This is a genomic window from Paenibacillus sp. JJ-223 (genome assembly GCF_927798175.1).
GTDB lineage: Bacteria > Bacillota > Bacilli > Paenibacillales > Paenibacillaceae > Paenibacillus > Paenibacillus hubeiensis.
Genome location: NZ_CAKMMP010000001.1, coordinates 141,851 through 154,302 on the forward strand (window position 1 = coordinate 141,851; position 12,452 = coordinate 154,302).

Annotated in this window: 9 protein-coding genes and 1 other annotated feature; of the genes, 7 read left to right on the forward strand and 2 right to left on the reverse strand. The window is 50.2% G+C overall.

Annotation, left to right across the window (positions count from 1 at the left end; all coding sequences use genetic code 11):
- Positions 1 to 166 precede the first annotated feature (166 nt).
- Together L6H98_RS00570 and L6H98_RS00575 are read left to right on the forward strand one after the other, a co-directional pair.
- Positions 167 to 1,795, forward strand: coding sequence for an alpha-glucosidase (locus tag L6H98_RS00570; RefSeq protein ID WP_236412096.1), 1,629 nt, complete (start codon positions 167 to 169; stop codon positions 1,793 to 1,795).
- A 52-nt stretch (positions 1,796 to 1,847) separates the two neighbouring features.
- Complete coding sequence (locus L6H98_RS00575) at positions 1,848 to 3,512, forward strand: alpha-glucosidase (protein ID WP_236412097.1); 1,665 nt, start codon at positions 1,848 to 1,850, stop codon at positions 3,510 to 3,512.
- A 177-nt stretch (positions 3,513 to 3,689) separates the two neighbouring features.
- Here L6H98_RS00575 and L6H98_RS00580 read toward each other — a convergent pair whose 3' ends face one another.
- Both L6H98_RS00580 and L6H98_RS00585 read right to left on the reverse strand, forming a co-directional pair.
- The gene (locus L6H98_RS00580; protein WP_236412098.1) at positions 3,690 to 4,610 is read right to left on the reverse strand and encodes a DMT family transporter; all 921 of its coding nucleotides are present in this window, start codon (positions 4,608 to 4,610) and stop codon (positions 3,690 to 3,692) included.
- Positions 4,607 to 5,467 (reverse strand): AraC family transcriptional regulator, encoded by an 861-nt coding sequence (locus L6H98_RS00585; protein ID WP_236412099.1) that lies wholly within the window; start codon positions 5,465 to 5,467, stop codon positions 4,607 to 4,609. The genes L6H98_RS00580 and L6H98_RS00585 overlap by 4 nt, the downstream gene beginning before the upstream one ends.
- A gap of 360 nt (positions 5,468 to 5,827) precedes the next feature.
- On the opposite strand from L6H98_RS00585, the gene L6H98_RS00595 reads away from it, so the two are divergent.
- From L6H98_RS00595 to tyrS, 5 genes are all read left to right on the forward strand, one after another.
- Positions 5,828 to 6,292, forward strand: a complete 465-nt coding sequence (locus tag L6H98_RS00595) for a hypothetical protein (RefSeq protein ID WP_236412981.1) — start codon at positions 5,828 to 5,830, stop codon at positions 6,290 to 6,292.
- Positions 6,293 to 6,514: 222 nt separating this feature from the next.
- On the forward strand, positions 6,515 to 7,837 hold the full coding sequence (locus L6H98_RS00600) for a nucleobase:cation symporter-2 family protein (protein WP_236412100.1): 1,323 nt from the start codon (positions 6,515 to 6,517) through the stop codon (positions 7,835 to 7,837).
- Positions 7,838 to 8,071: 234 nt separating this feature from the next.
- Positions 8,072 to 9,544 carry a protein adenylyltransferase SelO gene (locus L6H98_RS00605; RefSeq protein WP_236412101.1) on the forward strand — a complete coding sequence of 491 codons (1,473 nt, stop codon included), beginning with the start codon at positions 8,072 to 8,074 and terminating at the stop codon, positions 9,542 to 9,544.
- Between the two features lie 174 nt (positions 9,545 to 9,718).
- Positions 9,719 to 10,282: a DUF4375 domain-containing protein gene (locus L6H98_RS00610; RefSeq protein ID WP_236412102.1), complete on the forward strand. Its 564-nt coding sequence runs from the start codon at positions 9,719 to 9,721 to the stop codon at positions 10,280 to 10,282.
- Positions 10,283 to 10,364: 82 nt separating this feature from the next.
- Positions 10,365 to 10,591 (forward strand) — a binding site (T-box leader).
- A gap of 136 nt (positions 10,592 to 10,727) precedes the next feature.
- Positions 10,728 to 11,990: a tyrosine--tRNA ligase gene (tyrS, locus tag L6H98_RS00615; RefSeq protein WP_236412103.1), complete on the forward strand. Its 1,263-nt coding sequence runs from the start codon at positions 10,728 to 10,730 to the stop codon at positions 11,988 to 11,990.
- The last annotated feature ends 462 nt before the right edge of the window (positions 11,991 to 12,452 follow it).

Genomic DNA, 12,452 nt, shown 5'->3' on the forward strand with positions numbered 1-12,452 from the left:
GTTGCATCGGAAGCATAGGCTTATCACCGGATTTTCTCCTTTGAAAAAGGAAATCGAAAAAATCTGGGGATAACAGCGATCGGAAGATGGTGCTGCACTCGTAGTGGCCTAGTGTAATTGAATAGTGCGGTTTCTATATACATGTGTTAGAAAGGTTGTATGAACGATGGAACATAAAAAATGGTGGAAAGAGACTGTCGTGTATCAAATTTATCCACGAAGCTTTCAGGATAGCAACGGGGATGGAATCGGCGACCTGAAGGGCATTGTGTCCCGGCTGGATTATTTGCAGAAACTCGGAATCGGTGCCATCTGGCTATCGCCGGTTTGCAAATCTCCGCAAGACGACTTTGGTTATGATATTTCCGATTATCAGGATATCGATCCGATGTTCGGGTCTTTGGAAGATATGGAAACGTTAATTCATGAAGCCGGGGAACGCAACATCCGGATCATTATGGATTTGGTGTTGAACCATACTTCGGATGAACATCCCTGGTTCCAGGAAGCCAAAAAAAGCAAAGACAATCCGTACCATGACTATTATATCTGGAGAGATGGCGTAGAAGGAACGCCCCCAAACGACTTGGGCTCCACATTCGGTGGTTCAGCTTGGCAGTGGGTGCCTGAGATCGGGCAATATTATTTGCATCTGTTTTCGGCCAAACAGCCGGATCTCAACTGGGAAAACCCCAAAGTCCGGCAGGAGATTTACGATATGATCAATTGGTGGATCGATAAGGGCGTTGGCGGTTTTCGACTTGACGTCATTGATCTCATCGGCAAAGAGCCGGATTTGAAGATTACGGGGAACGGACCTCATTTGCATAAATACATCAGGGAACTGAGTAAGGAAACGTTTCAAAAAGCGGGAGACCTGCTCACCGTTGGAGAAACATGGGGCGCCACCCCGGACATCGCAAAATGGTACAGCAACCCGGACGGCAGCGAGTTTTCCATGGTATTTCAATTCGAACACATCAGCCTGGATGAACAAGAAGGGAAAGGAAAGTGGGATCTTAAACCTTTGGATGTGATGGAATTAAAAAAAGTGCTGTCCAAGTGGCAGACAGAGCTCAAGGGGGAAGGCTGGAACAGTTTGTTCTGGAACAATCACGACTTGCCTCGAATCGTTTCCCGTTGGGGAAATGACGGACCATTCCGGATCGAATCGGCTAAAATGTTGGCCACGCTTCTTCATGGCATGCAAGGTACGCCTTACATTTACCAGGGTGAAGAATTAGGCATGACGAATGTGCAGTATGCGATGGAAGATTATCGGGATATTGAATTGCTGAATTTTTATAAGGAAAGAATGGAAAAAGGACATTCTGAACGCGACGTTATGGAGTCGATCTATACCAAGGGCCGTGATAACGCGCGAACACCGATGCAATGGGATGCTTCCGATAACGCGGGTTTTACGCAAGGAGAACCTTGGATTAAAGTGAACCCGAATTACAAGCACATTCACGCTGAGGAAAATTTGAATAACCTTGAATCCATATTCCATTACTACCGGAAACTAATTCAATTAAGAAAAGATCATGACGTGATCGTATATGGGGATTATGAGCTGATATTCCCGGATCATCCAGATGTATTTGCTTACACCCGGACGCTCAATGGAACTAAAATCCTGGTGGTATGCAACTTCCAGGGACAACAGGCCGAACTCCCGCTCCAGGAACAATTGGCAGAGACAAATCAGCTGTTAATATCCAATTATTCAGGCCAAATGTCGGAGAGTGAGCTGCGTCCATTTGAAGCGAGAATGTACCTTATCCAGGCTTGAAACATAATACTATAAATAAAGTTTAGTGGTTGAGAAAGAAGGATTGCATCAAATGAAAAAAGTATGGTGGAAAGAAGCCGTAGCTTATCAAATCTATCCAAGAAGCTTTATGGACTCGAATGGGGATGGGATCGGCGACATCAAGGGCATCATTTCAAAACTGGATTATATTCAGGATCTCGGCATTGATCTGATATGGATCTGTCCTATGTATCAGTCGCCCAACGACGATAATGGTTACGACATTAGCGATTACTGTTCCATTATGGGTGAATTCGGCACGATGGAAGACTTTGATCAATTACTGAACGAAGTTCACCGCCGCGGCATGAAACTCATCATGGATCTGGTGATCAATCATACCAGCGACGAACACCCGTGGTTTATGGAATCGAGAGCTTCGCAGGATAACCCCAAACGGGACTGGTACATCTGGAGAGACGGGAAAAACGGGGAAGAACCGAACAACTGGGAGAGCATCTTCGGCGGATCTGCATGGGAATATGACGAGGTGTCGGGACAGTACTATCTTCATCTGTTCTCCAAAAAGCAGCCGGACTTGAACTGGGGAAATGAAGAAGTTCGGAAATCCATTTATGAAATGATGAATTGGTGGCTTGATAAGGGGATTGACGGGTTCCGCGTCGATGCAATCAGCCATATTCATAAAGAAGAGGGCCTGCCGGACATGCCAAACATCGAGGGCGTCAAATACGTCTCTTCTTTTGAAAAACATATGAACGTCAAAGGAATCCAGCGTTATCTGCAAGAAATGAAAGAGGAAACGTTATCCAAGTATGATGTGGTGACCGTTGGGGAAGCGAATGGAGTAAAAGTAGAGGACCAGGAAGATCTGCTGGATTGGATTTGTGAAGTCAGAGGCAAATTCAATATGGTCTTCCAATTTGAACACCTGGACCTTTGGAACAACAGCACGGACAGGCAGCTTGACATTCCCAAATTGAAACACGTCATGACCAAGTGGCAAAAATCGCTTGAAGGCATCGGCTGGAATGCTTTGTTTATTGAAAATCACGATCAGCCTCGCAAAGTTTCGTCTTGGGGGAATGATGCGGAGTATTGGTATGAGAGCGCCACTGCGCTAGGAGCCATGTACTTTTTCATGCAGGGCACGCCCTTCATTTATCAAGGGCAAGAGATTGGAATGACGAATGTGGCTTACCCTTCCATCGATGATTATAACGACGTAGCCGATCGGAATTTATATCAGATCAAACGCGAAGAGGGCATGTCCCATGAGGAAATCATGAACATCATCTGGGCATCGAGCCGCGACAACTCCAGAACGCCGATGCAGTGGTCTTCGGACAAACAAGCCGGGTTCACCACGGGCATCCCGTGGCTAAAGGTGAACGACAATTACGTCGATATTAATGTAGAGAAACAGCTTCAGGAACGACGGTCGATCCTTCACTTTTATAAACAAATGATTCAGCTGCGAAAAGGACACGACGCGCTCATATACGGGACCTATGAGCTTCTTATGCCGGATCATCCAAGCGTATTTGCGTATACCCGTACATTGGCAGACCAACAAGTGCTGGTACTCATTAATCTTACGGGACAAATCGTGGAGCTCGGTGGAGAAGAGAAGTATCCCGACTTTTCGGAGATCTGGCTTACCAACTACGAGGACTGCAGGCTGCCAATGCAGCTGAGACCGTTCGAAACGATCATAGGTTTAACCGGAAAATGAAAAGTACGAAGCGTCGTTGCTGCAGCAAAGGCATGAATAGGCTAGCCAGGATACTGGTTAGCCTATTTTGCTCTTTGACGAGGCGTGTGCCAAGAAACAGCCCAACCCATTCGGTCTTCGTTGGGCAGTTCCTTGTGCTCCTTTGTACGCCTTTGCTCAGAGGGAGTCCTTGTTCTTTCATTTTATGGCTCTCAGCCTGGATGCTCGGCCAGCGCGGGCGGGACGTTCGGAGAGATACGATCCAACCAGCGTCAACAGTGCGCCGAGAACGGTGCCCCAGGTCAACGGTTCGCGGAGCAGCAGGGTGGACGCGATCACGGTGATTACCGGCACGAGATAGATGTACACGCTTGTTTTCACTGCACCGAGCAAATGAACCGCCCGATTCCAAGTGACAAAGCACAGGGCGGAAGCGCCCAAACCGAGAAATAGCAGGTTGGCCGCGTTAGCGGGCACGAGCAGCCGGGCCGGATCAGGATGAACGCCTTTCAGCCATACCGCCGGAATCATGAACAGCAGCCCATAGCCAAATACTTTGCGCGTTGCGCCGATGGCATGGTAACCAAGCTGGCCGATCTTTCGCATGAGGACCGAATAGAAGGCCCACACCGCAGGTGCAATGAAGGCAAGCAGGTCACCGAGCGGATTGATTTGCAGCACGGTTTGTCCATGAAACGAAATGAGTATAATGCCCATAAGCGCGATGCCGAATCCAAGCATAAAGTTGCGGTTCAATCGTTCCCCGTCCAGCGCGAAATGTGCGATCACCGCGGTGAAGAACGGAGCGATGGATACGATGACGCCTACATTGGAGGCGAGCGTATATTCCAGAGCCACATTTTCAATCAGGAAATATAACGTAACCCCGCACAGCCCGGCTGCCATGAACAGCCGCTCTTCCCGGAAAGAAGCGATCCGCTGGAAGCGTGGATAGATCAACAGCAATGCAGCGTACCCCAGCACAAACCGGAACACCAGAATCTCCACCGGGGTGAAGTCCACGAGCAGCCATTTGGTGGAAATAAACGTTGTGCCCCAGACCAGCATCGTAAACAAGGCCAGCAAATGGCCGGTTGAAGCTTTGGTTGTTTTCGTCATGTCGGATTGCCCGCCTTTTCTGCATGCGGTACCGCTAGTTGTTCGTGATTGAAAATGCGCCGGTATTGTCGCGGCGTCAGCCCGATCAGTTTTTTGAAAAAATTCGTAAAATGGCTTTGATCGCTAAAACCTGTCCTGGCAGCTACTTCCATCGGGAACAATCCCTGTTCGAGCAGCCGCTTTGCGTGATTGATGCGAATGGTCTCCAGGTATCGGTAAGGGGAGATGCCTTTCTGGCGCGTAAACAGCCGCAGCAAATGATATTTGCTCAGGCTTGCCAGATCGGATAACTCGTTTAATGCGATGCTGTCCATGTAATGCGATTCGATATAAGCGCACACGCGCGTAATTTCGGCGGTTTGCTCCTGTTCGGCGTTTGTCCGTTCGGTATCCGAATGTTCGCTGATCAATTGTTCCAGAAGGACGAACAGCAATTCCTCTTTGCAAAAGTCCTGCCGCTCCGCAAGGATCAGGTCATGCAGCTCCTGCAGCGTTTCTACCAGCTCGTTCTGGCAAAGGACATGCGTGGTGAATCGGGGCATAACGTCATGCCCGGTCATTTCCGCAGCGTATCGCCGCATCACCTCCGGTTCGATGTTCAAGCAGCGATAGTCGAGCGTCCGGCCGTCCACCTGCTCGCAAGCATGCGGATCACCGGGATTAAAAATAATGATGTCGCCGCTGTTTAACAAATATTCTTCCTGGTTGCACACCAGATGGCGTTTGCCATCTTCGATGAAACCGATCACGTAATAATCGTGAAAATGGTTCGGAAATTTCTGCATGATGCCCTCGAAGCGGTAAGCTTCCAACTGCAGATCGGGATCGTATACGACGGTTCGCACTTCGCGAGTCACATGCTGCACCTCTTTCAAATGATGTTTCTGCCATTATAAACGAAATCCTCTCCCGTGTTCTTGGATGATATTGCTTCATTTTAGATGTGTGTTGCCTGCCTGAGCATACGCTATTTATAATGAATATTAATGAAAGATTCCCGGCATAGTGGAATTGAGTGCAGGCATTAACGTCACGGAAGAAACGGAAAAATATCCACGGATATACCATTGGCTTGAGGGTGATATTTGAAAATCAAAACGCGCTGCGCGCTTATTGCCCCCATCCGGCTCATCAGGCCTTCGTGTCCGTACTGGATGGAGCAGCGTCATCGTATCCGATTACCCGATTGCTGAACAAGAGAAGGGAAGGGCTGTTGAATGATGATGAACACCCGCTCCGTGCGACTGGAGGATCTGAGCAAGCTCGAATACAGCGTACGCATTGGCAAAGTATCCGCAGAAAGTTACCGATCCATCATGATTTTGTCCTTCAAAGGCGAGTACGGTTTCGGCAGCAGAGGCAATAGCGATGCCAGATACATGAGCGCCATCGGCAAGGCCGTTTTGGACGCCTGGGCTCCCTGGGGATTGGTCATCGATTTGAGCGAGCTCAAGTACGAATGGGGAGACGAACTGGATCGCGTGTTCGACATCGGGAGCGAGCTGGCGAGAATCAAACCGTTCCCGGTGGCTTTGACCGTTGGACCGGCTTCAGAGGAGGCGGTGCGCACGCTTATTTTGGGTATCGGCGCTAAGGAAACCATCGAGGATATCGGTTGGGTATTTCGCAGCATCGAGGAAGGTTGGACCTATGTTGCAAATCAGTTAGAGCCAAAGGATTAATGGTTCGTTCAATATACATAGGAATCGATGTCAGATAATCTAACTTGGATTTCGGGATTTATTGTTAAGAACGCCTAAGTGGTGTGTCTTTCTTTATCTCCTCCAACAATTCTCCATGCCACCTGCTCGAAATCTTCCGAATTGTTTATATAATGTGAACTAACATAACGGCGTTTCTTCAAAGAGGTTCACGGATAATGATCATTCGGGGGGAGAGCTTTCATGAACAAAACGAAAAAAATGAACATTTTTTCATTGGGAATCCAGCATGTCCTGGCCATGTATGCCGGGGCGATTCTGGTTCCGCTGCTGGTCGGCCGGGCGTTGAACCTGACGGCAGAACAACTCGCTTACCTGGTCTCCATCGATCTGCTGACCTGCGGAATCGCGACATGGCTGCAAGCGCGGAAAGGCAAGGTTCTGGGCATAGGTTTGCCGGCAGTGCTTGGAAGTTCCTTCGTGGCGGTTACACCGATGATCGCAATCGGCAATCAGTACGGGATTCCGGCCATCTACGGCTCCATTATCGCGGCAGGCCTCTTCATTATGATCTGTGCGACCTTCTTCAGCAAAATCGTGAAACTGTTTCCGCCGGTCGTGATCGGTACGGTAGTGACCATTATCGGCCTTGCGCTTATTCCGACCGGCATCCGCAATATGGCGGGCGGCAGCGGAAGCGAGGATTTCGGGGGACTCAGCCACCTCGCGCTTTCCTTCGGGGTATTGATTTTCATCCTGATCCTCCACCGTTATGCGCGCGGATTTGTCAAATCGTTGGCTGTTCTGCTCGGCATCATTGCGGGAACCCTGGTCGCTGTCCTGATGGGCAAAGTCAATGTTGCTCCCGTGCTCGAAGCTTCCTGGTTTCGCCTGCCGCAGCCGTTCTACTTCGGATGGCCGACCTTTGAATTCGGTCCGATCCTGACGATGATCATCGTGGGAATGGTGGTTATCATCGAATCGACGGGTGTGTTCATGGCGCTAGGCAAAATTTGCGACCAACCCGTCACCGATAAAGATCTTGCCCGCGGATACCGTGCGGAAGGTCTGGCTTTTGTGCTAGGGGGCATCTTCAATGCTTTTCCGTACAATACGTTTGCTCAGAACGTGGGTCTCGTTCAACTCTCCCGAGTGAAGACGACCAATGTCGTCGTGGCGGCAGGCGGCATCCTTGTTTTCCTCGGTTTGATCCCGAAAATCGCCGCTTTCGCAACCATTATCCCGAGTGCCGTGCTTGGCGGGGCAACGGTTGTGCTGTTCGGCATGGTGGTGTCGTCCGGCGTTAAAATGCTGCAATCCGTTGACTTCAGCAAACAATCGAACTTGCTGATCGTCGCGTGCTCGGTGTCGCTTGGCCTCGGGGTGACGGCAGTTCCCGACTTGTTTGCCCAGCTGCCGCAAGCGATCCGCATCATCGTCAGCGATGGCATCATTACAGGCAGTTTGTCTGCCATTCTGCTCAACGTATTTTTCAATCTCGGCATCAAAAAAGAAAGCATTCCGCTTCAGTCGTCCCCTTCGCAGGCGAACGAAGCACATTCTTGACGTTGAATTAAGCGCACATAAAGCATCGTTTTCCATTCAGTCGGCTTGCTAAAAGTTCATCGCGTTCTTCAGAGCGCGCATGGACTTTTTGCTTTTTGAAAGGTCATATTGAAAAGTTCAATAAGCCGAACCATGCAAAAATAAGGCAAATATGCTACAGTTTTTTCATGACCGCCGTAAACGATGAATGTTATGAGGAACCATATCGAACAATATAACAAAGGAGAGGTGATCATGATGCAGAAGCAACTGATGGATGCCGGATGGAATCTGGACAATAGCTATGCCAGGCTGCCATCCGTTTTTTATACGAAGCAATCCGCCCAGCCCGTTGCTCGCCCCAAATTATTGGTGTTGAATGACGCGTTAGCGGCATCGCTCGGGTTGAATGCAGACCTGCTGAAACAGGAGGAAAACGTAGAAATCTTTGCGGGCAACCGAAATCCGGTCGGATCGGAGCCGTTGGCGCAGGCTTATGCAGGGCATCAATTCGGCCATTTCAACAGGTTGGGCGATGGACGTGCGCTGCTCATCGGTGAACAGCTGACGCCGGCCGGCGAACGAATGGACATTCAGTTAAAAGGGTCCGGCGTTACGCCGTATTCCCGCGCGGGGGACGGAAGAGCCGCGATCGGGCCGATGCTGCGCGAATATATCATTAGCGAAGCGATGCAAGCGCTGGGCGTTCCGACAACCCGTATTTTGGCCGTGGTATCCACGGGCGAAACGATCTATCGCGAGACGGAGCGGCCGGGTGCCGTTCTGACGAGAGTGGCGGCAAGCCATTTGCGCGTTGGGACGTTCCAATATGCAGCCGCTCTGGGCAATGTGGATGACCTTAGAGCATTGGCCGATTATGCCATTCAGCGGCATTATGCCGAACTGGCAGCAGACGATGACAGGTATTTGCGTTTGCTCGAAAACGTTATACGGCGTCAAGCTGCCTTAATTGCGAAATGGCAGCAAATCGGTTTTATCCACGGCGTGATGAATACGGACAACATGACGATCAGCGGCGAGACGATCGACTATGGCCCTTGTGCTTTTATGGATAACTATAATCCGGCGACGGTGTTCAGTTCGATTGATACCCAGGGACGTTATGCTTACGGCAATCAGCCTTATATCGGAGGCTGGAATTTGGCGCGCTTTGCGGAATCGCTGCTGCCATTGCTGCATACTGACGAAGAACAGGCCGTGCAAATGGCACAGGATGCCATCTCTTCCTTTTCCGAATTGTATCATCATCATTGGTTGGCGGGTATGCGTACCAAGTTGGGGCTGTTTAACGCAGAAGCGGCGGACGAAGAACTGGTCAAAGACTTGCTGGACCTCATGGAGAAACACCAGGCTGATTACACGAACACGTTCGTGGTACTAACCTTTGGGCAGGCGGTCGGTCATGGGCTGAGCGACGATGCGGAATTTGCGAATTGGCATGCACGCTGGCAAGCCAGACTCGCGAGACAGGAACAGGGCCCGGAGGCCGTGCGCGAACAGATGAGCAAGACCAATCCTGCGGTCATTCCGCGCAATCATCGGGTGGAGGAAGCGTTGGAGCGCGCAGAGCAGCATGGCGATTACAGCGTGATGAACAAGCTGCTTGCCGTGTTGAAGAATCCCTATGCCCATAGTTCCGAACAGGCGGAGTACGCCGCTGCACCCATGGCTTGCGACCCGAACTATCGCACGTTCTGCGGTACCTAACGAACGAGGCGGATAGCTTGGAGGGAGGAAGCCGTTTGTCAGAGCTGCGAAGCTTGTCCCGGTTGCGGGAGAAGGTATTAGCGTTATTCGGATTTCACGGACTTTCCTAGTGAACAGATGGAGGGTTATGTCAATCGCAGATTTTCGACATTTCGGGAAGATGGCGCCCCTTGTGTGAAGGTATCCGATCAGGGATTTGTCGTTCGCATCCATGAACGGGGCAGCGAGGTGTACGAACGACAACTGGACGATAAAGATGTGGTTCTCTATTGGGGAGGGATCATTCTGTTGGACAATAACGACATACATGATTTGTGGTACGACTATGCCATCGCTTTCGTAAGCTTGAAGAACAACTCCGCACGGGGATGGGGCGACCTCACGCCAGAACAACAGGAAATCGCCGCATTGTGGCTGCTGGAGGCGGATGTGTTCAACGGCGGTTTTGTGCAGTTTTTTTGCAATTGGGGGGAGGAAGCGCTGGTCCATGCGGTTCGTGCGCTGCAAACGATCGGAGCCGCAGACGAGCTAACCTACGTGAACGCTTGTTTCGATTGCATCCGACATCTGGAGAACGATGAACGCCTGACGGAACTGTGGGATATCCCCCGGTTTCTGACGGACCAGGAGGAGCAGCAGTTGGATACGCTGGATCAACGGTTCTGGAACGGAGAAAGCCAAATTGCCCCCAAGGCGTATGAACATTACGCCAGAACGTTGAAAATCGCCGTTCCATAATACTTGGTATGGCAACATTCCATTGAGGAAAACGGCTTGCAAACGTTCAAACGTTCGGATATACTGTCTATAATCTGAAACATGAATTACGTTGAAGGAGCGCAGTAGCAGCTTTGTCCCTGTTTCCAGAAAGTCAGGGGTTGATGGAACCTGACACATACAAGGACTGCGAAGTACACTCTGGAGTATCTTGGGTAATGCCAAGCGGGTTTGGCGAACGTTATTTCGTCATAAGTGGTATGGGCAGCGTGCAACGTCAGGCTGTTCATGCAAACTGGGTGGTACCACGGTTATTCAATCGTCCCTGTGTCTGCGTGCAGACCGGGTGGCGATTTTTTTGTTTTTTGGCCATGGACAGGTAGCTTGCCGTGGCAAAGTTCTGCACAGTGTGTCTTCATCACGCGTATTCATGATTTCTTTAACTTTAGAAAAGGGGTTGTTTGTGTTGAATATTTTGGACGAACTGCAATGGCGCGATGCCATTAACCAGCAAACGGATGCGGAGGGCCTGCGCGAGCTGGTCGAATCGAAATCCATTTCGCTGTACTGCGGCGTTGACCCTACCGGCGACAGCATGCATATCGGACATCTTATTCCGTTCATGATGCTCAAGCGTTTCCAATTAGCAGGGCATCGTCCAGTCATTCTGATCGGCGGCGCAACCGGCACGATCGGCGACCCGAGCGGGCGCCAGTCCGAACGTTCCTTGCAAACGCTGGAACAGGTGCAGGAGAACGTAAACGCATTGACGGCACAGATGAAAAAATTGTTCATTACGGAAGGCGACAATCAGGTACGCCTGGTGAACAACTACGACTGGACGCACAAAATCAATGTGATCGAATTTTTGCGCGACTACGGCAAAAACTTCAACCTGAACACGATGCTTGCGAAGGATGTCGTGGCGAGCAGACTGGAAGGCGGCATCTCCTTCACGGAATTCTCGTACCAGATCCTGCAATCGCTCGATTACCTGCATTTGTTCCAGAACGAAGACGTGCAGCTGCAAATCGGCGGTTCCGACCAATGGGGCAACATTACAAGCGGTCTTGACCTGATCCGCAAAAAAGAAGGCCCTGATGCCAAAGCGTTTGGTTTGACCATCCCGCTGATGCTCAAAGCGGACGGAACGAAATTTGGCAAATCGGCCGGGGGCTCGATCTGGCTGGATCCAAACAAAACGACGCCGTTCGAATTCTACCAGTTCTGGGCGAATACCGATGATCGCGACGTCATCAAATACTTGAAATACTTTACGTTCTTGTCCAAAGAAGAAATCGAAGCGTTGGCGGAAAAAGTGGAAACCGAGCCGCACAAACGCGAGGCGCAAAAGGCGCTTGCCGAAGAAATGACCCGTTTCGTGCATGGCGAAGAAATGCTGGAACAAGCCAAGCGCATTACCGCCGCATTGTTCAGCGGCGACATTCGCTCGCTGACAGCGGACGAGATCGAGCAAGGCTTTAAGGAAATGCCAACGTTCGAAACCAACGGCGAGGCGAAAAACATCGTTGACTGGCTTGTGGATCTGGGCCTGGAGCCATCCAAACGCCAAGCCCGCGAAGACATCACGAAGGGTGCCATCTCCATGAACGGGGAGAAAGTAACCGAGCTCGACTTCACCATTTCGGCAGAGCATGCCATCGGCGGCAAGTTTATCATTATCCGCAAAGGTAAAAAGAATTACAGCCTTGTGAAGCTGCAGGGGTAAGCATTCGATGCATGTGCTGAGGCCATGTTCCATTGGGAACATGGCTTTTGTTACGTCTTATTCATGTTTTGTTTATGTGATATAACCTGTCGCTATACGTTCATTATTATCAGCGCAATGTAAAATCATCGCCATCTATATAGATTGAACCGGAAATTTACACGATAACGAAGAGGGCAGAAAGAATCTGGAGAAGCGAAGCGGTCGCATTTATCACCGGATTTTCCCCTTGAACAAGGGGGTCAAAGAAATCTGGGGATAACAGCGATCGGAAGATGGTTCTGACCGCGTAGTGTCTCTGTGTAAAAATCATTGGTTCAACCTATATAGATCAACAACTCCGCATTCTTTCAATTGCCATTTTTCCACTTCGGGAAATTGTAACCGCTTCCTTTTGCGCGAAAACAACACATTCACCAATGGTCAAAATGATGCCGCAACGACGGGAAGCGTTGATGCATC

Coding starts and splice junctions, on each gene's coding strand:
- L6H98_RS00570 (WP_236412096.1), top strand. CDS start 167: ATGGAACATAAAAAATGGTGGAAAGAGACTGTCGTGTATCAAATTTAT.
- L6H98_RS00575 (WP_236412097.1), top strand. CDS start 1,848: ATGAAAAAAGTATGGTGGAAAGAAGCCGTAGCTTATCAAATCTATCCA.
- L6H98_RS00580 (WP_236412098.1), bottom strand. CDS start 4,610: ATGACGAAAACAACCAAAGCTTCAACCGGCCATTTGCTGGCCTTGTTT.
- L6H98_RS00595 (WP_236412981.1), top strand. CDS start 5,828: ATGATGATGAACACCCGCTCCGTGCGACTGGAGGATCTGAGCAAGCTC.
- L6H98_RS00600 (WP_236412100.1), top strand. CDS start 6,515: ATGAACAAAACGAAAAAAATGAACATTTTTTCATTGGGAATCCAGCAT.
- L6H98_RS00605 (WP_236412101.1), top strand. CDS start 8,072: ATGATGCAGAAGCAACTGATGGATGCCGGATGGAATCTGGACAATAGC.